The organism is Brevibacterium sp. p3-SID960 (assembly GCF_025144725.1).
Taxonomy (GTDB): Bacteria; Actinomycetota; Actinomycetes; order Actinomycetales; family Brevibacteriaceae; genus Brevibacterium.
The window spans coordinates 28,298-50,112 of record NZ_JALXKS010000009.1; the positions used below are offsets into that span (position 1 = coordinate 28,298).

The window sequence follows — 21,815 nt, forward strand, 5'->3', positions numbered from 1 at the left end:
AGGAGAGGAGAAGCCGATGACCGGGATCGCCGCAGCCGTGCTCGGCTCGCCGATCGGCCACAGCCTTTCACCGGTGCTCCACATCGCCGGCTGCCGCGCCCTCGGTATTGCCGAGACGAGCAGCTACGGGCGCTTCGAGGTCACAGAAGACCAGCTTGCCGGCTTCCTCGCCGAACACCTGGAGCACACCGGGTTCTCGCTGACGATGCCGCTGAAGACCGAGCTCGTGCGCCTCGCCGCCGACCACGGCTGGCACAGCGACGCGACGTCCGCGCAGACCGGAGCCGCCAACACCCTCGTCCGGCATCCTGACGGGCAACGGATCGCCAACACCGACGTCATCGGCATCGTCGAGGCGATCGCCGAATGCCAGCCCGCAGCCACCGACACCGCCGCGATCCTCGGCAGCGGGGCGACCGCCGCCTCGGCTGTGGCCGCACTCCACCGCCTCGGCATCACCGCCCTCGACCTCTACGCGCGCAGGCCCGAACGGGCCAGGGGAGCAGCCGATCTCGCCTCCCGGCTCGGTATGCAGGCGGCCGTCCATCCGCTGGCCGACTACCCGCCCGGCCAGAGCCCGCTGACCGTCTCCACACTGCCGGCCGGCGCACTGAGCGCTGAATCCTTCGACTGGCCGGACCGCCTCGATACGGCAACCGTGCTTCTCGACGTCGCCTATGCGGCAGGCGGCTACAGCATCGGCGCCGACATCGCCGCCCACGGTGGGCAGGCGATCGCAGGAGAGCGGATGCTCATCCACCAAGCCGTCGAACAACAGCTCCTCTTCGCCGCTGCCGCCGGGATCGACGCGCCCCCGCAGAGCTGGCGGCCGCGCCTGGCCGCTGCCATGACCGATGCTCTGACCACCGCGCAGGCCGCGAAAGGAGACCGCCCATGATCGAGCAGCTGTCGCTTGTCACCAGCTTCACCATCACCGTGGGTATCGCCCTGCTCACCAGCCTTCTCATCTGGCTGCGGTTCCCCTGGATCATCAACGACGAGGCAGGCATCCGGCTGCTGCGCGGGGTCAACAGCATCAACCGGCCCGGCGGGCTCGTCACCTTCGTGCTCTCCAGCGTCGGCCTCGTCATCTCCTGGCTGGCTGCCTTCATCGTGCCTGGAGCGCTCTCACGCACCCTGGCCGATGTGCCGCTCATGATCGCCTTCGCGATGGTCGCCGGTGCCACCGGCTGGCTGTTCTGGATCGATATCTCCCTCCACCGGTTGCCCAACCGGATCGTCATGCCGATCACCGTGCTGTCCCTGGCGCTGTTCCTCATCTCGCTCATCATGGGAGTCGGGCAGGCTGATCGCAGCGACGACCACCTGTGGGCCGGTGCCGGCACTCCAGCGCTCAACGGGCTCATCGGCGCTCTCGGCATGCTCATCTTCTTCGTCATCCTCAACGTCGCCGGCGCCCTCATGCGGCGTTCGACGATGGGCATGGGCGACGTCAAGCTCTCGGTCAGCGTCGGCCTGCTCACCACCGCCCTGAGTCCAACTGGCCCGATCCTGGCGCTGCTGCTCATCAACGGCATCGCCGTCATCCACATGCTCATCCTGCTCGCCACCAAGCGCCGGCAGTGGGCATCGAAGATCGCCTTCGGTCCCTACATGCTGATCGGAACGTGGACGACTGTCCTGGTCGGCGCGGCCTTTTTGTAGGATTGGTTGAATGTTGAGATGGCTGACTGCAGGCGAGTCACACGGTGAGGCGCTCGTCGGGATCCTGGAGGGGATCCCGGCCCATGTTCCCGTCACTCGCGACGATATTTCCCAGGCACTGGCGCGCCGCCGGCTCGGCTACGGCCGCGGTGCCCGCATGAAGTTCGAAGCCGATGAGGTGCGCATCCTCGGCGGTGTCCGCCACGGTTCCACGCTGGGCTCGCCGATCGCCATCGAAGTCGGCAACACCGAATGGCCCAAGTGGGAAACCGTCATGAGCGCCGACCCGGTCGACCCCGAGGTGCTCGCCGACCAGGCCCGCAACGCCCCGCTCTCACGCCCCCGCCCCGGTCACGCCGACCTGGTGGGCATGCAGAAGTACGGCTTCGACGAGGCCCGCCCGATCCTCGAACGCGCCTCCGCACGCGAGACCGCGATGCGCGTGGCCCTCGGCGCGGTCGCTGCCCGCATGCTCGCCGAACTCGGCATCACCGTGCTCTCACACACCGTGGCCATCGGCCCGGTCACCGGCACAGGCAAGGAAGCCCAGCCGACCATCGACGACGTCGACGCTCTCGACGCCGACCCGCTGCGCTGCTTCGACGCTGAGCTCTCCGCCCGCATGGTCGCCGAGGTCGAGGACGCCAAGAAGTCCGGTGACACCCTCGGCGGGGTCGTCGAGGTCATCGTCGACGGCGTGCCCCCGGGGCTCGGCTCCCACGTCCACTGGGACCGCAGGCTCGACTCCCGGTTGGCCGGAGCCCTCATGGGCATCCAGGCGATCAAGGGCGTCGAAGTCGGCGACGGATTCCGCACCGCCGCCCGGCGCGGCTCGGCAGCGCATGATGAGATCGAGGTCACCGAGGGCCGCATCACCCGCCGCAGCAACCGCGCCGGCGGCACGGAAGGCGGCATGTCGACTGGTGAGAGCCTGCGTGTGCGTGCGGCGATGAAGCCCATCGCCACCGTCCCGCGGGCACTGGACACCATCGATGTCACCACGGGTGAGGCCGCCCGCGCCCACCACCAGCGCTCTGACGTCTGCGCCGTGCCGGCCGCCGGTGTCGTCGCCGAGGCGATGGTCGCCCTCGTCGTGGCCGAGGCCGTCTGCGAGAAGTTCGGCGGGGACTCCCTGGCCGAGGTCAAGCGCAACCTCGACTCCTACCTCGCCGCGATTCCGGATACGCTGCGCTCACACTCGTGAACGCGCCGGAGCCGCCCGTCCCGCGTCCGGCCCCGCCGCTCGACCCGGTGCCGGCGGCCACGGCCCGGATCGTGCTCATCGGACCGCCCGCGGCAGGGAAGTCGACGATCGGCCGGCTGCTCGGCGACCGCCTCGGGATCCCGTTCACCGACACAGATGCGATGATCGTCTCCGCTCACGGCCCGATCGCCGAGATCTTCCGCACCCGCGGGGAAGCCCGCTTCCGGGAGATCGAACGCGAGGTCGTCCGCCGTGCCCTGCGGCGGCTGCTCGACCGGCCCGGCGTCGTCTCCCTCGGCGGTGGGGCGATTCTCAACTCCGGCACCCGCGCCCAGCTCAAGCACCCGGCGATCAAGGTCATGAGCATCGAGATCGACGAGGAGACCGCCTCCGCCAGGCTGCACGGCTCCCACCGGCCGCTGCTGGCCGACGAGGACCCGGTCGAACGGTGGAAGGCCCTGGCCGAGGAGCGCCGGCCGCTGTACGAGTCGGTGACCACCGCGACCGTCTCGGCGTCCAACGACCCGCCGTCGACGGTCGTCAACCGGGTCGTCGACGTGCTCACCGGCCTGCAGCGGGCGGAGAACTACGCGAAGTTCGCCGCCGAGGACGAGGCCCAGGCAGCACACGCCGATGACCGGTACGCTGAGGACGGCCAGCGCACCGACGCAGACGACCCAGACGCAGACGACACAGACGCAGACGACACAGAAGGAAGTGATGAGGCGTGAGCTCCACGCGCATCGACGTGACCGGCGGCGGGAACTACAGCGTCCACGTCGGCTCAGGACTGCTCGGCACTCTGCCCGAGCTGCTCGGCTCACGCGTGAGCAAAGTGCTCGTCATCCATCCGCGGGCGCTGCGCACGACCGGTGAACTCGTCCGCGAGGACCTCGGTGCCGCCGGATTCGAGGCGCTGTCGGCTGAGATCCCCGATGCCGAGGAGGCCAAGCACATCCAGGTCGCCGGCTTCTGCTGGCAGGTCCTCGGACAGGCCGACTTCACCCGCACGGATGCGGTCGTCGCCGTCGGCGGGGGAGCGGTGACCGACCTCGCCGGTTTCGTCGCTGCCACTTGGCTGCGCGGCATCCGCTTCGTCACCATCCCCACCACGGTGCTGGGAATGGTCGATGCCGCCATCGGCGGCAAGACCGGTATCAACACCGCCGAGGGCAAGAACCTCGTCGGCGCCTTCCACGCCCCTGCCGGCGTGCTCGCCGACACCGACACACTGGCTACACTGCCGGAGAACGAACTGTTCACCGGTCTGGCCGAGGCGGTGAAGTGCGGCTTCATCGCCGACCCCGCGATCCTCGACATCATCGAATCGACGCCCCGGCAGCAGCTGGCAGACCACACCTCGGCTCAGCTGCGCGAGATCATCGAACGCTCCATCCAGGTCAAGGCCGATGTCGTCTCCGATGACTTCAGGGAATCCGGCCGCCGGGAGTTCCTCAACTACGGCCACACGCTCGGGCATGCGGTCGAGCGCACCGAGCGCTACCAGTGGCGGCACGGAGCAGCTGTGGCCGTGGGCATGATGTTCGCCGCCGAGCTCTCGGCGATGACCCGCAACCTCGACACCGCGATCGTCGACCGGCACCGCAGCGTGCTCGAGCACCTCGGACTCCCGACAGGGTACCGCGGTGACAAGTGGCCGCAGCTGCTGGAGACGATGCGCCGGGACAAGAAGGCCCGCGGCAGCCTCATGCGCTTCATCGTCCTCGACGACCTGGCCAGCCCCGGCGTCCTCGAGGCCGCCGACACCAGCCTGCTCTACACCGCCTACCAGGCGATCGGCACCGAATCTCCGATCACCCGGCTGAGCTGACCTGACGGGCCGGAGGGCCTTGCTACACTTGACCCCTGGTGCGCCGCGAACGGCGCCGCCGTCATCGACTGCGAAGGATTTCCATTGGCAACGACCAACGACTTGAAGAACGGCATGGTCCTCAAGATCGAGAACCAGCTGTGGCAGGTGCTTGAGTTCCTCCACGTCAAGCCCGGCAAGGGGCCGGCTTTCGTGCGCACGAAGCTCAAGAACGTCACCTCCGGCAAGATCATCGACAAGACGTTCAACGCCGGCACCAAGGTCGAGACCGCCAACGTCGACCGCCGTGACATGGAATACCTGTACAACGACGGCACCGACTACGTCTTCATGGATCTCGAGGACTACGACCAGGTCTCCCTCGCCCCGGAACTCGTCGGTGACTCTGCGAACTTCATGCTCGAGAACCAGAAGGTCCAGGTGGCCTTCCACGACGGCGCAGCCCTCTACATCGAGTTGCCGCCGAGCGTCGAGCTGGCCATCACCCACACCGAGCCCGGGCTGCAGGGCGACCGCTCCACCGGCGGTTCCAAGCCGGCAACCGTCGAGACCGGATACGAGATCCAGGTGCCGCTGTTCCTCGAAGAGGGCACCAAGGTCAAGGTCGACACCCGCTCGGGCGAGTACCTCGGCCGCGTTAAGGAGTGAGCTCCCGGTCCCGCGCGCGAAAGCGCGCACTCGAACTGATCTTCGAGTCCGAGCAGCGCCGCCTGCCGGAACCCGAGCTCATCCGCATGCGTTCGGGCGATCCGGACTACCCGATGAAGCCCTACGCCGTCGAGATCGTCACCGGGGTCGTCGATCACCGTGATGAGATCGACGGGCTCATCGAGGAGTTCGTCACCGACTGGCCGGTCACTCGCATGCCGGCTGTCGACCGGGCGCTGCTGCGCATGGGCATCTGGGAGATCATGCACAACGACGACATCGACGATCCCGTCGCGATCTCCGAAGCCGTCGCGCTCAGTCGTGTGTACTCCCGTGACGAATCACCGGCCTTCATCAACGCCGTCCTCGACGCGGTCAGCCGCAAACGGCGGACCGGTGAGACCCAAGCGGCTGTGCCCGCTCCCAAGGCATCGGGTTCTGACATGCCCGCCGGATCGACGCTGACGCTCGTTGAGGACGCCCCCGGCTCTCAAGGCTCCGAGGGCAAGACGTCGAAGGCGGACGGAACCGACTCCTCAGCCTGAGAGCACGCCGCAGTCATCCCAGCCATCGCGAAGCCCCGGCCACCGACATCTCTCGGAGACCGGGGCTTGAGCATGCGCAGCTGAGCGGCTCAGCCTCCCTGACGCACTGAGGCGAGCCAGTCGGTGATCACCTCGGTGGTGTGGATCGGCTTCTCCTGCACCACCCAGTGACCGGCCTCGATGATGCGCTCCGTCAGCTGCGGGATCGCCTCGCGCATCGGCTCGGCCATCGTCGAGCCGAGAGTGTCGCAGACCTGGTCGTAGCGAGCGTGGACGAACAGTGCCGGCTGAGTGATCCGCCCGCCGCCGGGCAGGCTCTCGGTGAACGCGGCATTCGCTTCGACGTTGCGGTACCACGCGTTCGGGTAGGCGAAACCGGTGCGTGAGAGCGAGGCGACGAGCGCGTCGTAGTCCTCGGCACTCAGCACCCGGCCATCGCGCTCCCGGAACGGCACGCCATCAGGGAACCAACCGCCTCGGGACCGGATCTTGGCCTGCAGGGCAGGCTTCGACATCTGCTCCGGGTTGCCCCGACGCATGATCGTGGCGATGAAGCCGGGCACGTCGGCGTCGAACTCCGCCGCGAGCTTCTCCGGCATCTGCTGGTGAGCGACCATGTAGTCCCACTGGCCGTAGGGGAACGTGTCCTCCGGGTACATCGACCGGTTGACATGTGCGGTCATCGACGCACCTGCCGGCAGGTGCGGCACGCACATCCCGGCCACCGCCCTGCACATCTCCGGGTGTGCGGCAGCGAACGACCAGGCGACCGGGGCGCCGTAGTCGTGACCGACGACGATCGCCTCAGCGTGCTCGCCGCGCCTGAGCGAGCTGATGAGCCCGCGCACATCGGTCACCGCATTCTCGATCGCATACGCCGAGGTCTCGGCATAGACCGTCGAAGCGCCGTAGCCACGCATATCCGGGGCGACGGCGAAATAGCCCTCGGCGGCGATCATCGGCAGCAGCGAGGCGAATGAGCGCCCGAGGTCCGGCCAGCCGTGCAGGAACACGATGAGCGGATCGTCGGCGCTGCCGGCGTGGAGATAACCGCAGGTGTGCTCGCCATCGGCGGTGGGGTAGGTCGCGGTGGCAAACGACACCTCGGCAGGCAGGCCAGCGGTATGGACGCCGAGGTCGAGGGCGGGCAGCTGTGCGTGTGATGATGCGGAACTCACGCGGTTCTCCTCACGAAGGGCGTACGCCCGGCGCAGTCGGGCCGGGCTTGGGGCGCTCAAGTGCATCGGGCATTGGTGAGAGTCTAATCACAGCCTGCCGGGCACACCACCCAGGGGGCGCCCGGTGTCGGCCGAGGGGGTACACTCGTGTGCAGACGACACTCCTTTAACCACCGTCCTGTGAGGCGGAGAAGGGGGACCGCACATGCGTGTTCGCACAGTACTGAACGCCGACGAGATATCCCGCGCCATCACGCGGATCGCCCATGAGATCCTCGAGAGCAACAAAGGCGCCGGCGACCTCACCATCCTCGGCATTCCCACCCGCGGCGTCCCGCTGGCACAGCGGCTGACCGCCAAGATCGCCGACATCGAACCGGGCGTCGATCCCGCTCAGATCTGCGGCAGCCTCGACATCACGATGTACCGCGACGACCTGCGCCACGGCAAGCTGCGCGCACCCGAACCCACCCACATCCCGTCCGGCGGCATCGACGGGCGCACCGTCGTGCTCGTCGACGACGTGCTGTTCTCCGGGCGCACCATCCGCGCAGCCCTCGACGCGATCGCCGACATCGGACGCCCGGCTGCCGTGCGGCTGGCCGTGCTCGTCGACCGCGGCCACCGCAGCCTGCCGATCCGCGCCGACCACGTCGGCAAGAACCTCCCGACCGCCGTCGACGAGCGCGTCTTCGTCGGCCTCGCCGAGATCGACGGTGAGGACACCGTCACGATCTCCTGGCCTGAGACCGCCGGGGCGGAGGGAGACCAGGCATGAAGCACCTCCTGTCGACCGCAGACCTCAGCCGTGGGGACGCTATCGGCCTCCTCGACGTCGCTGAGGAGATGACCCAGGTCAGCACTCACTCGGTGAAGAAGCTTCCGGTGCTGCGCGGCCACACCGTCGTCAACCTCTTCTTCGAGGACTCCACCCGCACCCGCATCTCCTTCGAAGCCGCCGCCAAACGGCTCTCAGCCGATGTCATCAACTTCTCCGCCAAGGGATCGAGCGTGTCGAAGGGCGAGAGCCTGCAGGACACCGCCCAGACGCTCGGCGCGATGGGCGCAGACGCCGTCGTCGTCCGCCACAACGGCTCCGGCACTCCCTACCGGCTGGCCACCACCGGCTGGATCGACGCCGGGGTCGTCAACGCCGGTGACGGCACCCACGAGCACCCCACCCAGGCGCTGCTCGACTCCTTCACCCTGCGCCGCACACTCACCGGATCGCCGGCCTCGGGCCCGGGAGGCAACGCCCGCGGCACCGACCTGGCCAGCACCACCGTCGCCGTCGTCGGCGACATCCTCCACTCCCGGGTCGCGCGCTCGAACGTCCACCTGCTCACCACCCTTGGCGCCCGAGTGGTGCTCATCGCCCCGCCGACCCTGCTGCCGTGGGGTGTGGAGACGTGGCCGGCGGAGGTGTTCTACGACTTCGATGAGGCACTCGACGCCCACGACTTCGATGCGGTCATGATGCTGCGCGTGCAGTTCGAGCGCATGCACCAGTCGTTCTTCCCCAACACCCGCGAATACAGCCGCCTGTGGGGCATGACCTCCGCCCGCTACAACCGGCTGCCCGAACACACCGCGATCATGCATCCCGGGCCCATGAACCGCGGCTTCGAGATCTGCGCGCAGGCGGCCGACTCCCCGCGCGCGGTCATCCTCAACCAGGTGGAGAACGGCGTGGCCGTGCGCATGGCCGTGCTCTACAGTCTGCTCACCGGTAAGGAAGGTGCCCTATGACTTCGCTGCTCATCCGCGGTGCGAACATCCTCGGCCAGGAGGTCGGCGACATCGCGATCTCAGACGGCCGCTTCGTCGACGTCACGACCCTCACCAGCCCTGATGAAGTCATCGATGCCACCGGGCTCATCGCCCTGCCCGGCCTCGTCGACCTGCACGCCCACCTGCGGGAACCCGGCCGCGAAGACGCCGAGACGGTGCTCACCGGCTCCCAGTCAGCCGCCCGCGGCGGCTTCACAGCCGTGCACGCGATGGCCAACACCGCACCGGTCGCCGACACCGCCGGCGTCGTCGAACAGGTCTACCACCTCGGCCGCGAGGCCGGCTACACCGAAGTCGTGCCGATCGGCGCGGTCACCGTCGGGCAGAAGGGCACCCAGCTGGCCGAACTCGGTGCGATGGCCCGCTCGGCTGCCGGGGTGACGATCTTCTCCGACGACGGGCTGTGCGTGTTCGATCCGCTCATCATGCGCCGGGCCCTGGAGTACGTCAAGACCTTCGACGGGGTGATCGCCCAGCACTCCCAGGAGCCCCGGCTGACCGAAGGCGCCCAGATGAACGAGGGCGTCGTCTCCGCCGAACTCGGTCTGCCCGGCTGGCCGGCGGTGGCCGAGGAGGCGATCATCGCCCGCGACATCCTGCTCGCCGAGCACGTCGGCTCCCGGCTGCACATCTGCCACCTGTCGACCAAGGGCGCAGTCGACCTCGTGCGCTGGGGCAAGTCCCGCGGCGTGCAGGTCACCGCCGAGGTCACCCCGCACCACCTCATGCTCACCGATGAGCTCGTGCGCAGCTTCGACCCCGTCTACAAAGTCAACCCGCCGCTGCGCACCCAAGCCGACGTCGATGCCGTGCGCGCCGGGCTGGCAGATGGCACCATCGACATCGTCGGCACCGACCACGCCCCGCACCCCTCGGAGCACAAGTGCTGCGAATGGACCGCCGCGGCGATGGGCATGGTCGGCATGGAGACCGCGCTGCCGATCGTCGTCGAGGCGATGACTGACTACGACTTCGGTTGGGCTGATATCGCCCGCGTCATGTCGCGCACCCCGGCTGAGATCTCCGGTCTGCGCGAACAGGGCAGCCTGGAGATCGGCACCGGCGCGAACCTCGTGCTCGTCGACCCGGAGGCCAGCGAGCGGATTACCCCGGGTGCCCACGCGACGATGGGACGCAACAATCCGTTCGCCGGGATCGAGGTGTCATCCCGGATCGTCCACACGATCCTCTACGGCCACCGCGTCGTCACCGACTCCCAGCTGTCCGACCCGCACCCGATCACGAGAGGCGGCACATGGATCGCCTGATCCCGACCCTCATCGTCGCAGCCGTCATCGTCGTGCTCTTCGCCCTCATGTGGCTGGGCTGGCGGGCGCGCAAGAACCGGCAGTCCAGCATCCCCGCTCCCGCGGCGCCGGCTGCCGAACTCACGCTCAGCTCACCTCCCGTCGCGGGCACCTATGTGGCGACCACCCTGGCCGCCGAACCGCTCGAACGCGTCGCCGTCCACCACCTCGGCGTGCGCACCACCGCCTCACTGGGCATCAGCGGCACCGGCATCGTCCTCGACCGCGACGGCGTGCCCGACATGCTCATCCCCGCCGCCGACCTCGAAGACGTGCGCACCGACTCGGGGATGATCGGCAAATTCGTCGAACGCGACGGGCTCATCATCATCACCTGGCGGCTCGGCGACACCCTCGTCGACACCGGCTTCCGCCCCCGGCACGCAGCCGACCGCACACCGACACTGAATTCCATCCGCCAGCTCCTCGGGGAGGACTCATGACCCTGCACCAGCGCCCACCTGCCGTTCTCGTCCTCGACGACGGCCGCACACTGACCGGCCGCGCCTACGGCGCTGAGGGCTCGACCACCGGCGAGGCCGTGTTCGTCACCTCGATGACCGGCTACCAGGAGACCCTGACCGACCCGTCGTACCGGCGCCAGATCGTCATCCAGACGATGCCGCACATCGGCAACACCGGCGTCAACGACGAAGACGACGAATCCCGCGACATCTGGGTCGCCGGCTACGTCGTCCGCGACGCCGCCCGCCGCCGGTCGAACTGGCGGGCCACCGGCGACCTCGAAGCCCGGCTGACCGACCGCGGCATCGTCGGCATCACCGACATCGACACCCGCGCACTCACCCGCCACCTGCGGGACAAGGGCGCCATGCGCGCCGGGATCTTCTCCGGTCCCGAGGCGCAGCGCCCGAACGCAGAGTTGCTCGCCGAGGTGCGTGCCGCCGAACCGATGGCAGGAGCGAATCTGAGCGCAGAAGTCACCTGCGACAAGCCGTACACGATCCCGGCGGACGGGGAGAAGAAGCACAGCGTCGTCGCCTACGACCTCGGCATCAAGACGACGACACTCGACCAGTTCGCCACCCGCGGAATCGAGACCATCGTCGTGCCGGCAGACTTCACCTTCGAACAGCTCGCTGAGCTGGACCCCGACGGCGTGTTCTTCTCCAACGGCCCCGGCGATCCGTCGAGCGTGACGAACGCGGTGGACGTGCTCTCCCGGGTGCTGGAGGCCAAGATCCCGTTCTTCGGCATCTGCTTCGGCAACCAGCTGCTCGGGCGGGCACTCGGCTTCGAGACCTACAAGCTGCCCTTCGGCCACCGCGGCTCCAACCAGCCCGTCCTCGACACCGCCAACGGGCAGGTCCACATCACCACCCAGAACCACGGCTTCGCCGTCGCTGCCCCGCTGCGCGAGATCGTCACCGCCCCAGCCGGGGAGCACCTCGGCCGAGTGGAGGTCAGCTACATCGGACTCAACGACGCCGTCGTCGAAGGCCTGCGCTGCCTCGACCTGCCGGCGTTCTCCGTCCAGTTCCACCCCGAATCCGCAGCCGGCCCGCACGACGCCCGCGACCTGTTCGACCGGTTCATCGAACTGCTCGACGGCGCGGCCACCGTCACCCCGAGCATCGAGACCACCGAAGGAGACAACGCACATGCCTAAGAGGGACGACCTCTCCTCAGTCCTCGTCATCGGCTCCGGGCCCATCGTCATCGGCCAGGCCTGCGAGTTCGACTACTCCGGCACCCAGGCCTGCCGCGTCCTCAAACGCGAGGGCATGCGGGTCATCCTCGTCAACTCCAACCCGGCGACGATCATGACCGACCCGGAGCTCGCCGACGCCACCTACGTCGAGCCGATCGACCCGGCCGTCATCGAGACGATCATCGCCAAGGAGCGCCCCGACGCTCTGCTGCCGACCCTCGGCGGGCAGACCGCACTCAACGCCGCGATCAACCTGCATGAGGCCGGCGTGCTGGAGAAGTACGGCGTCGAGCTCATCGGCGCCGACGTCGACGCGATCCAGCGCGGTGAGGATCGCCAGCAGTTCAAGCAGGTCGTCGAACGCTGCGGCGCCGAAGTCGCCCGCTCGGCGATCTGCCACTCGATGGACGAATGTCTCGCCGCAGCCGAGGAGCTCGGCTACCCGATGGTCGTCCGGCCGTCATTCACGATGGGCGGACTGGGCTCCGGCATGGCCTTCAGCGAAGCCGACCTGCGCCGCATCGCCGGCGACGGGCTCGTCGACTCGCTGACCCATGAAGTGCTGCTCGAGGAGAGCATCCTCGGGTGGAAGGAATACGAACTCGAGCTCATGCGCGACAAGAACGACAACGTCGTCGTCGTGTGCTCGATCGAGAACGTCGATCCTGTCGGCGTGCACACCGGCGACTCCATCACCGTCGCCCCGTCGCTGACGCTCACCGATGTCGAATACCAGGAGATGCGCGACATCGGCATCGCCGTCATCCGCGAAGTCGGCGTCGACACCGGCGGCTGCAACATCCAGTTCGCCATCGACCCCGATGACGGTCGCATCGTCGTCATCGAGATGAACCCGCGGGTCTCCCGCTCCTCGGCGCTGGCCTCGAAGGCCACCGGGTTCCCGATCGCCAAGATCGCAGCCAAGCTCGCAATCGGCTACACCCTCGATGAGATCCCCAACGACATCACCGAGGTCACCCCAGCCGCATTCGAACCGGCACTGGACTACATCGTCGTCAAGGTCCCGCGGTTCGCGTTCGAGAAGTTCCCGGCCGCCGACCCGACGCTGACGACCACCATGAAATCCGTCGGCGAGGCGATGGCCCTGGGCCGGAACTTCACCACCGCGCTGCAGAAGGCGATGCGCTCGATCGAGCAGAAGAACTCGTCGTTCTCCTGGAACGACCCGCTCGACATCTCCACCGACGCCGCCCGCTCCCAGGTCATCCGCGACCTCGGCCACGCCACCACTGAGCGCCTCTACACCGTGCAGCGGGCGCTGGCCGCCGGTATGACCGTCGAAGAGGTCCACGAGGCCTGCGACATCGACCCCTGGTTCCTCGATCAGATCCAGCTCATCAATGACGTCGCTGAGGTCATCGCCTCCGCTGAGAGCCTCGATGTCGACACCCTGCGCCTGGCGAAGAACCACGGCTTCTCCGACGCTCAGATCGGCCAGCTGCGCCACCTCGACGAATCCGTCGTCACCGCCGTGCGCCAGGCCCTCGGGCTGCGCCCGGTGTTCAAGACCGTCGACACCTGCGCCGGAGAGTTCGAGGCCAAGACCCCGTATCATTACTCCAGCTACGACGATGAGACCGAGGTGTCCTCGCGCGAACGCGAGGCCGTCATCATCCTCGGCTCCGGACCCAACCGGATCGGCCAGGGCATCGAGTTCGACTATTCGTGCGTGCACGCCACCATGGCACTGGCTGAGGCCGGCTACGAGACGATCATGGTCAACTGCAACCCCGAGACCGTCTCAACCGACTACGACACCGCCGACCGGCTGTACTTCGAACCGCTGACCTTCGAAGACGTCATGGAGATCTACCACGCCGAGAAGCAGGCCGGACCCGTCGCCGGTGTCGTCTGCACCCTCGGTGGGCAGACGCCGCTCGGCCTGGCCGGCCAGCTCAAGGCCGCCGGCGTGCCGGTGCTCGGCACCCAGCCGGAGGCCATCGACCTGGCGGAGGACCGTGGCGAATTCGGCCAGGTGCTCGCCGAGGCCGGGCTGCGCGCGCCCAAGCACGGGACTGCCACTACCTACGACGAGGCCCAGTCGATTGCTGAGGACATCGGCTACCCGGTGCTCGTGCGCCCCAGCTATGTGCTCGGCGGACGCGGCATGCAGATCGTCTACGACACCGAACAGCTGATGAACTACATGGCCTCGGCCACCGAGGTGTCCATCGACCGGCCGGTGCTCGTCGACCGGTTCCTCGAAGACGCCGTCGAGATCGACGTCGACGCCCTCTACGACGGGCACGAGACCTACATCGGCGGGATCATGGAGCACATCGAGGAAGCCGGCATCCACTCCGGTGACTCCGCCTCGGTGCTGCCGGCCCTGACGCTGGGTGCCGATGTCATCGAACAGGTCCGCAACGCTACCGCCGCGATCGCCCGCGGCACGAACGTGCGCGGCCTCATCAATATCCAGTTCGCCGTCGCCGCCGATGTCCTCTACGTCATCGAGGCCAACCCGCGTGCCTCCCGTACGGTGCCGTTCGTCTCCAAGGCCACCGCAGTGCCCCTGGCCAAGGCAGCCGCCCTCATCGCCGTCGGCACAACGATCAGCGAGCTGCGCCGGACCGTCCTCGCCTCCGAACACGACGGCTCGACCCTGCCCGATGACCACCCGGTCGCCGTGAAAGAGGCAGTGCTGCCGTTCCGCCGGTTCCGCACCGTCGACGGCAAGGTCGTCGATTCGATCCTCGGCCCGGAGATGCGCTCGACCGGCGAGGTGATGGGCATCGACACCGCCTTCCCGGTCGCCTTCGCCAAGGCTGAGCTCGCCGCCGGTGCGGCACTGCCCACCTCGGGCACGGTGTTCGTCTCGGTCGCCGACCGCGACAAACGTTCCTCGGTGCTGGCCGTCAAGCAGCTCGTCGATATGGGATTCGACGTCGTCGCCACCGCCGGCACCGCCGCGATGCTCGACCGCTACGGCATCACGAGCACCCGGATCGCGAAGTACTACGAAGCCGCCGAAGGGGAGCGCACGATCCTCGACGACATCACCGAAGGCCGCATCGACCTTGTCATCAACGTGCCCGCCGGCCGGCAGGAGCGCGCCGACGGCTACGAGATCCGCGCCGCCGCCGTCGCCTCCTCGATCCCGCTGGTGACCACGGTCGCCGAGTTCACCGCCGCGGTCACCGCAATCGAAGGCCAGCAGGCAGCGGCTTTCGATGTGTGCTCCCTGCAGGACTGGGCATGAGCGTGCAGGACACGAGCCCCCAGCCTGGACGGGATTACGGATGCGACTGGCCGCAGGCCAACCGCACTCGGCTGTGCGTCGGCATCGACCCGCACGCCGGGCTGCTGGCCGACTGGTCGCTGCCGGACTCCGCGGCCGGGGTGCGCGACTTCGGCCTGCGCATCGTCGAGGCGGCCGCAGGGGAGTGCAGGACCGTCAAACCGCAGGCGGCGTTCTTCGAACGCCACGGCTCCCGCGGGATGGCCGCCCTCGAAGACGTGCTGAGCGCTGCCCACGCTGCTGGGCTGTCGACGATCCTCGACATCAAGCGCGGTGACATCGGCTCGACGATGGCCGGCTACGCCGAGGCCTACATGAACCCGGCCTCCCCGCTGTACGCCCACGCCGTGACCCTGTCACCGTATCTGGGCTTCGGCTCACTCGCACCGGCTTTCGAATGCGCACGCACCTACGGCACCGGCGCGTTCGTCCTCGCGCTGACGTCGAACCCCGATGGTGCCGCCGTCCAGCATGCGCGCACCTCCGGCGGACAGACGGTCGCCGCCGAGGTGATCGCAGGCGTCCGGGAGGTCAACGCACAGCTCGGTGCCCCGCGCCTCGGCGTCGTCATCGGTGCGACCACCGGCACCGCCGCCCGTGACCTCGGCATCGACCTGACAGCAGGCGACTACCCGATCCTGGCACCGGGCTACGGCGCCCAGGGAGGGGCAGTCGAGGATCTGCACAGCGTGTTCGGCGCAGCGTTCACCGACGGCCGGGTCATCGTGAATGCGGGACGTGCGATCCTCTCAGCAGGACCGGGGATTCCAGCACTGCGCGAGCAGATGAGGGAAACGACCCGTGCGCTCACCGGTGCAGACGGTCTACACTGATACAAATCTGCTGATGCGGACTGGAGCACTAAGGAGTAGACGTGGCTCTCCAACCTCTGACACCCGAACAGCGTTCTGCAGCACTCGACAAAGCGTTCAAGGCCAGGCAGGCTCGGGCGGATGCCAAGGCTGCGCTGAAGTCAGGTGAGAAATCCCTGTCGACAGTCCTGAAGGACGCAGCAGACGACGAAGCTCTGAGCAAGATGAAGGTCCATGACCTGCTGCGCTCCATGCCCGGCGTGGGCAAGCGGCGCGCTTCAGCGCTCATGGAGCAGATCGGCATTGCCGAATCCCGGCGACTCAAGGGCCTCGGCGTGCACCAGAAGGCCGCACTCGTGGAGAGATTCGAAACCGCGTGACCCAACGACTGACTGTTCTGGCAGGACCGACCGCCGTCGGCAAAGGCACCGTCGGCGCACACATCCGCAGACACTTCCCGCAGATCTGGTTCTCCGTCTCAGCCACCACGCGCCCACCGCGTGAGGGCGAGCGGGAAGGCGTCGACTACTACTTCGTCAGCGAAGAGGAGTTCGACCGCATGATCGAAGCCGGCGAACTCCTCGAATTCGCCACCGTGCACGGCCGGTACCGCTACGGCACGCCTGCCGAGCCGGTGCGCGAAGCACTCGAAGCCGGCTCCCATCCGCTGCTGGAGATCGACCTGCAGGGGGCCCGCCAGGTCAAGGAGACGATGCCTGAGGCGAGGTTCGTGTTCCTCGGCCCCCCGAGTTGGGATGAGCTCGTCCGCCGGCTCATCGGCCGCGGCACCGAATCCGAAGAGGAACAGGCCCGGCGGCTGGAGACCGCGAAGGAAGAGCTGGCCGCTGAGACCGAGTTCGACCACACCGTCATCAACCACGACATTTCAGAAGCCGCCGAGGAACTAGTAGCATTGATGGGGTTGTCAATCGACAACGCCCCCGACAACTGATGGAGTTTGAGTGTCCGCTGAACCGAAAGGTATCACCAATCCGCCGATCGACGACCTGCTGGCGGTGACGGATTCGAAGTTCGAACTCGTCATCGAATCGGCTCGCCGCGCCCGGCAGATCAATGCCTACTACGCGCAGCTTCAGGAGGGCCTGCTCGAGAACGTCGGCCCGCTGGTGACCCCGGAGCCGAACGAGAAGCCGCTGTCGATCGCCCTGCGCGAGGTCAACGAAGGCAAGATCCTCATCCGCGAGCCGCGTGAAGAGGACTTCGCCGCGCCGGTCGTCGAAGACTTCGAGACTGCTGAAGCCGACATCGACCTGAGCTTCGACACCCCCACCGAGCAGTGAACATCGTCGTAGGGGTCAGCGGCGGGATCGCGGCCTACAAGGCCTGTCAGGTCGTCCGCGCCCTGCGAGAACGCGGGCACGCCGTCAAGGTCGTGCCCACCGACTCGGCGCTCACCTTCGTCGGCGCCGCCACCTGGGAGGCGCTGAGCGGCCAGCCGGTGCAGACGAGCGTGTTCGAACGCATCGACGAAGTCGAGCACATCCGCATCGGCCAGCACGCCGACCTCGTGCTCATCGCCCCGGCCACCGCCGACCTCATCGCACGGCTGCGCGCTGGGCGGGCCGATGACCTGCTGACCGCCACCGTCATCTCCACGACCGCGCCGGTGGTGCTTGCGCCTGCGATGCACACCGAGATGTGGCTCAACCCCGCCACCGCCGACAACGTCGCCGTGCTGCGCGAACGCGGCATCCATGTCATCGAACCGGCCAGCGGCCGGCTCACCGGAGCCGATTCCGGGCCCGGACGGCTACCCGAACCCGAGGACATCGTCGCCACCGCCCTTGACGTCCACAGCAGCCGTGCCTCGGGAACCGACGCCGAGGCGCCACTCGCCGGTCGGCGAGTGCTCATCACCGCAGGCGGCACCCGCGAGCCGCTCGACCCGGTGCGCTTCCTCGGCAACCGGTCCTCGGGCAAACAGGGGATCGCCCTGGCCCGTGCGGCAGCCGGACTCGGTGCCGATGTCACCCTTATCGCCGCCAACGTCGAGGACAGACTGCTGGAGGGCCTCAGCGACCGGATCGCCGTCACCGGCATCGAGACGACCGCCGAACTGCAGCACGCCGCCCAGGCCTCTCAGCCCGATGCCGACGTCATCATCATGTGCGCCGCGGTCGTCGACTACCGGCCGGCTGAGACCGCCGAGCACAAGATGAAGAAGTCCGGGGACTCCGGATTGATGATCGAACTCGTGCAGAACCCCGACATCCTCGCCGGCCTCGTCGATACCCGCGCCGAGGGCCAGACGATCATCGGATTCGCCGCCGAAACCGGCTCCCCGCACGCCAGCGCTGAGGAGCTCGCCCAGCAGAAGCTGCTGCGCAAGGGCTGCGACATGCTCGTTCTCAACGACGTCTCCGCCGGCCAGGCCTTCGACCGCGACGACAACAGCCTCATCGTCTACGAACGCGTCCCCACCGACCCCGGTCAGGGCGGAGCCGCTGGTCAGAGCGCTTCAGTGCGCGAGGTGCTCCGCACGGCCGGGTCGAAGGAGAATGTGTCGCAGGAAGTCATGGCCGCTGTCGCTGCGCGTGCGAATCGATAGGATGGCCGGGTGAGTACACAACATCTTCGCCAATTCACCTCAGAGTCCGTCACCGAAGGACACCCCGACAAGATCTGCGACCAGATCAGCGACGGCGTCCTCGACGAGCTGCTGAGCCAGGACCCCAACGCCCGTGTCGCTGTCGAGACGATGGTCACCACCGGCCTCGTCCACGTTGCCGGTGAAGTCTCGACGGACGGCTACGCCGATGTCGCCGGCATCGCCCGCAGGATCATCACCGGCATCGGCTACGACTCCTCCGAAAAGGGCTTCGACGGCCACTCCTGCGGCGTGTCCGTCTCGATCGGCGCACAGTCGCAGAACATCGCCGATGCCGTCACCACCTCCCTCGAACACCGCACCGGCGGCGAGGTCGAGGACACCGATTCGCTGCTCGGGGCCGGCGACCAGGGCCTGATGTTCGGCTACGCCGATGATTCCACCGAGGTGCTCATGCCGCTGCCGATCCACCTGGCTCATCGGCTGAGCGAGCGGCTGAGCCAGGTGCGCAAGTCCGGTCGCCTCGACTACCTGCGGCCGGACGGCAAGACACAGGTGACGATCGGCTACGACGGCGACACCGCCTGTACCGTCGAAGCACTGGTCGTCTCCACTCAGCACGATGCCGCGATCGGCCAGCATCAGCTCGAAGCCGAGGTCAAGCGCGAGGTCATTGAACCGGTGCTCGCCGACTTCAGCCTCGACACCGCCGCCACCAAGTTCTACATCAATCCCGCCGGCCCCTTCGTCGTCGGTGGGCCGATGGGCGACGCCGGCCTGACCGGCCGCAAGATCATCGTCGACACCTACGGCGGATTCGCCCGCCACGGCGGCGGGGCATTCTCCGGCAAGGACCCCTCGAAGGTCGACCGCTCCGGTGCCTACGCGATGCGCTGGGTTGCCAAGAACGTCGTCGCTGCTGGACTGGCCCGCCGCTGCGAAGTGCAGGTCGCCTACGCGATCGGCTCCGCCCGCCCGGTCGGCCTCTACGTCGAGACCTTCGGCACCGAAACCGTCGACCCGGCCCGCATCGAGTCGGCCATCCGCGAGGTCTTCGACCTCCGTCCGTCGATGATCATCAGAAGCCTCGATCTCAAGCGCCCGATCTACACCGAGACCGCCACCCACGGTCACTTCGGGCGCACCGGTGAGAACTTCACGTGGGAGCGCACGGACCGGGCCGAGGACCTGCGCCGCCTGTGCTCCTGACCCGCTCAGGAGAGCAGACGCATGAGCCAGCAGCCGCGGCTCATCGCCGACGACGGCGATGACGACGGCCTCGACTCCGGCATTCGGGTGCGCGGCGGCAAGACGCCGGCCGCGCACCTGCCGGTTGCCGAGGTGCTCGTCGAAACCCAGCTGCCGCACCTGGCCCGCCCCTTCGACTACGCCGTCACCGAGGGCCTCGACGCCGACGCACAGCCCGGAGTGCGCGTGCGGGTCCGCTTCGCCGGGCGGCTCATCTCCGGATTCGTCGTCTCCCGCAAGGCCAGCAGCGAACACGTCGGTGAACTCACCGCCATCGAGCGGGTCGTCTCCGACCTCGTCGTTCTCACTCCCGAACTGCGCCGTCTGTGCGAGGAGATCGCCGCCCGCTACGCCGGCACCCTGCCCGATGTGCTGCGCCTGGCGATCCCGCCCAGGCATGCGACAGCCGAGAAGCGCGCCCGCACCGCATCGCCCGCGCCGCTCGGCGCGGTCGAACGCCAGCAGATCTGCGATGAGATCAGCGCACACTCCGATGAACCGGGCGCTTTCACCGACTACCTCACCGCGCTCGACACCTGGATGGGTGCGGCCCCAGCAGACGGCGACAGCAGCAGCACAGCCGACGGCGACACCGCCAGCGCACCTGCCGGCCCGCGCGCGGCCATGGCGCTGCTGCCTGGCAGCCTGCCGGGCACCGGCTGGATCCACTACGGACTGCGCACAGCCGCCCGCGTGCTGCGCACAGGCCGATCGGTGCTGTGGCTCGTGCCCGATCACCGCGAACTCGCTGCGCTCGAAGCCGCCCTCGGCGACTTCAAGCCGCTGGCGATCCGCCTGTCAGCCGATCAAGGCCAGTCTGCTCGCTGGTCGGCCTGGGTGCGCGCGCTGCACGGAACCGCCCGCCTCGTCATCGGTACCCGCGCCGCCGCGTTCGCCCCGACATCCGACATCGGCCTGGTCATCTGCCTCGACGACGGCGATGAGAACTACCTTGACCAGCACGCCCCCTACCCGCACGCCCGTCAGGTGCTGCTCACCCGCATCCAGCAGACCGGTTGTGCAGCCCTGTTCCTCGACTACAACCGCACCGTCGAGATCCAGCGGCTCGTGCGCATCGGCTGGCTCGGCGAGATCACCTACCCGGCGCCGGCCCACCGCCAGCAGGCCCCGGTCTGCCAGCTGCCACCAGAAGACCTTCCGCCGCATCAGCACCAGCGGCTGCCCGAACTCGGCTTCCGCCTCACCCAGGCAGCGATCGGACGCACCAAGGAATCCCCGGCTATCGGACCCGTCCTCGTGCAAGTTCCGCGCGCCGGCTACCTGCCGGTGGTCGCCTGCGCCGGCTGCCGGGCCGTCATCGAATGCCCGCAGTGCGCAGGCAAACTCGAAGCCGCTTCCCAGACGGGGCCCTTCGCCTGCCGGATCTGCGGCTTCCGTGCCGAAACCTTCACCTGCCCCCAGTGCTCCAGCCACACCATCCGATCCGTCGTCGCCGGGATTGAGCGCACCTTCGAAGAGCTCGGCCGCGCCTTCCCCGGCACCAAGGTCATCCGCTCCGGCGGCAGCCACATCATCGACCGCGTCCCCGACGAACCGAGCATCGTCGTCGCCACCACCGGGGCTGAACCGTATGCTGACAACGGCTACGCCCTGGCCCTGCTGCTCGACTCGCTCTGGCCGGGCCCGGGCCTGCAGGCCACCGACCGCGCCATCGCCCGCCGCATGCGGGCTGCCTGCCTGGTCCGCGGCTGGCAGCACGGCGGACGCATCCTGCTCATGGACGACGACCCCTCGATCCGCCAGGTCATCTCCGATTTCGCACCCGTCGCCTGGGCCGATGAGCAGTACCGGGCGCGCAGCGAGCTGCGCTTCCCCCCGGCAGTGCGCACCATCGGCCTGCGCGGTGACCGGTCCGCCGTCGCCGAGGTGGTTGCTGCGGCTTCCGAGGTAGGTCAGGTGTGGGACATCTACGCGCACGACGAGCCGTACGAGCTCATCATCGGCACCACCATCGCCTCCGGACCCGCCGTCACCCGGCGGATCGCCGCCGAGGTCGCCGCCCGGTCGATGCGGCATGAGGATTCCGTCTTCGCCCGGGTCGACGATCCCGACGTGCTCTGAA

Annotated in this window: 21 protein-coding genes; 20 read left to right on the plus strand and 1 reads right to left on the minus strand. The window is 68.2% G+C overall.

What is annotated here, in order from left to right:
* Positions 1–16 precede the first annotated feature (16 nt).
* The 7 genes from M3B11_RS04445 (at position 17) to nusB (ending at position 5,893) form a co-directional block, all read left to right on the plus strand.
* Complete coding sequence (locus M3B11_RS04445) at positions 17–898, plus strand: shikimate dehydrogenase (RefSeq protein ID WP_259875553.1); 882 nt, start codon at positions 17–19, stop codon at positions 896–898.
* Positions 895–1,665: a hypothetical protein gene (locus M3B11_RS04450; protein ID WP_259875554.1), complete on the plus strand. Its 771-nt coding sequence runs from the start codon at positions 895–897 to the stop codon at positions 1,663–1,665. The genes M3B11_RS04445 and M3B11_RS04450 overlap by 4 nt, the downstream gene beginning before the upstream one ends.
* Positions 1,666–1,675: 10 nt before the next feature.
* Complete coding sequence (gene aroC / locus M3B11_RS04455; protein ID WP_259875555.1) at positions 1,676–2,869, plus strand: chorismate synthase; 1,194 nt, start codon at positions 1,676–1,678, stop codon at positions 2,867–2,869.
* Positions 2,866–3,600, plus strand: a complete 735-nt coding sequence (locus tag M3B11_RS04460) for a shikimate kinase (protein ID WP_259875556.1) — start codon at positions 2,866–2,868, stop codon at positions 3,598–3,600. Before aroC ends, M3B11_RS04460 begins: the two co-directional genes overlap by 4 nt.
* Positions 3,597–4,700: a 3-dehydroquinate synthase gene (aroB, locus tag M3B11_RS04465; RefSeq protein ID WP_259875557.1), complete on the plus strand. Its 1,104-nt coding sequence runs from the start codon at positions 3,597–3,599 to the stop codon at positions 4,698–4,700. The genes M3B11_RS04460 and aroB overlap by 4 nt, the downstream gene beginning before the upstream one ends.
* Positions 4,701–4,784: 84 nt before the next feature.
* Positions 4,785–5,348, plus strand: a complete 564-nt coding sequence (gene efp / locus M3B11_RS04470) for an elongation factor P (RefSeq protein ID WP_102160310.1) — start codon at positions 4,785–4,787, stop codon at positions 5,346–5,348.
* A complete protein-coding gene (gene nusB, locus M3B11_RS04475; RefSeq protein ID WP_259875558.1) occupies positions 5,345–5,893 on the plus strand; it encodes a transcription antitermination factor NusB in 549 nt (182 codons plus the stop codon). Before efp ends, nusB begins: the two co-directional genes overlap by 4 nt.
* A gap of 89 nt (positions 5,894–5,982) precedes the next feature.
* Here the strand turns inward: nusB and M3B11_RS04480 are convergent, their stop codons facing one another.
* On the minus strand, positions 5,983–7,071 hold the full coding sequence (locus M3B11_RS04480) for an alpha/beta fold hydrolase (RefSeq protein ID WP_259875559.1): 1,089 nt from the start codon (positions 7,069–7,071) through the stop codon (positions 5,983–5,985).
* Between the two features lie 205 nt (positions 7,072–7,276).
* Here M3B11_RS04480 and pyrR point away from each other — a divergent pair, with 205 nt between their 5' ends.
* The 13 genes from pyrR to M3B11_RS04545 are packed head-to-tail and all read left to right on the plus strand — an operon-like array spanning position 7,277 to position 21,814.
* Positions 7,277–7,849: a bifunctional pyr operon transcriptional regulator/uracil phosphoribosyltransferase PyrR gene (gene pyrR / locus M3B11_RS04485; RefSeq protein WP_259875560.1), complete on the plus strand. Its 573-nt coding sequence runs from the start codon at positions 7,277–7,279 to the stop codon at positions 7,847–7,849.
* Complete coding sequence (locus M3B11_RS04490; RefSeq protein WP_259875562.1) at positions 7,846–8,820, plus strand: aspartate carbamoyltransferase catalytic subunit; 975 nt, start codon at positions 7,846–7,848, stop codon at positions 8,818–8,820. The genes pyrR and M3B11_RS04490 overlap by 4 nt, the downstream gene beginning before the upstream one ends.
* Entirely contained in the window at positions 8,817–10,130 is a 1,314-nt protein-coding gene (locus tag M3B11_RS04495) for a dihydroorotase (protein WP_259875563.1), read from the plus strand. The genes M3B11_RS04490 and M3B11_RS04495 overlap by 4 nt, the downstream gene beginning before the upstream one ends.
* The gene (locus tag M3B11_RS04500) at positions 10,118–10,612 is read left to right on the plus strand and encodes a hypothetical protein (RefSeq protein ID WP_259875564.1); all 495 of its coding nucleotides are present in this window, start codon (positions 10,118–10,120) and stop codon (positions 10,610–10,612) included. Before M3B11_RS04495 ends, M3B11_RS04500 begins: the two co-directional genes overlap by 13 nt.
* Entirely contained in the window at positions 10,609–11,799 is a 1,191-nt protein-coding gene (carA, locus tag M3B11_RS04505; RefSeq protein WP_259875565.1) for a glutamine-hydrolyzing carbamoyl-phosphate synthase small subunit, read from the plus strand. The genes M3B11_RS04500 and carA overlap by 4 nt, the downstream gene beginning before the upstream one ends.
* Positions 11,792–15,064: a carbamoyl-phosphate synthase large subunit gene (gene carB / locus M3B11_RS04510; RefSeq protein ID WP_259875566.1), complete on the plus strand. Its 3,273-nt coding sequence runs from the start codon at positions 11,792–11,794 to the stop codon at positions 15,062–15,064. Before carA ends, carB begins: the two co-directional genes overlap by 8 nt.
* On the plus strand, positions 15,061–15,936 hold the full coding sequence (pyrF, locus tag M3B11_RS04515) for an orotidine-5'-phosphate decarboxylase (RefSeq protein ID WP_259875567.1): 876 nt from the start codon (positions 15,061–15,063) through the stop codon (positions 15,934–15,936). Before carB ends, pyrF begins: the two co-directional genes overlap by 4 nt.
* 41 nt (positions 15,937–15,977) lie before the next feature.
* Positions 15,978–16,295, plus strand: coding sequence for an integration host factor, actinobacterial type (mihF, locus tag M3B11_RS04520; protein WP_259875568.1), 318 nt, complete (start codon positions 15,978–15,980; stop codon positions 16,293–16,295).
* Entirely contained in the window at positions 16,292–16,867 is a 576-nt protein-coding gene (gene gmk / locus M3B11_RS04525; RefSeq protein WP_259875569.1) for a guanylate kinase, read from the plus strand. Before mihF ends, gmk begins: the two co-directional genes overlap by 4 nt.
* Positions 16,868–16,877: 10 nt before the next feature.
* A complete protein-coding gene (gene rpoZ / locus M3B11_RS04530) occupies positions 16,878–17,216 on the plus strand; it encodes a DNA-directed RNA polymerase subunit omega (RefSeq protein ID WP_259875570.1) in 339 nt (112 codons plus the stop codon).
* A complete protein-coding gene (coaBC, locus tag M3B11_RS04535) occupies positions 17,213–18,484 on the plus strand; it encodes a bifunctional phosphopantothenoylcysteine decarboxylase/phosphopantothenate--cysteine ligase CoaBC (protein ID WP_259875571.1) in 1,272 nt (423 codons plus the stop codon). Before rpoZ ends, coaBC begins: the two co-directional genes overlap by 4 nt.
* Positions 18,485–18,493: 9 nt before the next feature.
* Complete coding sequence (metK, locus tag M3B11_RS04540) at positions 18,494–19,693, plus strand: methionine adenosyltransferase (RefSeq protein WP_259875572.1); 1,200 nt, start codon at positions 18,494–18,496, stop codon at positions 19,691–19,693.
* 21 nt (positions 19,694–19,714) lie between these two features.
* Positions 19,715–21,814 carry a primosomal protein N' gene (locus tag M3B11_RS04545; protein WP_259875573.1) on the plus strand — a complete coding sequence of 700 codons (2,100 nt, stop codon included), beginning with the start codon at positions 19,715–19,717 and terminating at the stop codon, positions 21,812–21,814.
* Position 21,815: the final 1 nt, after the last annotated feature.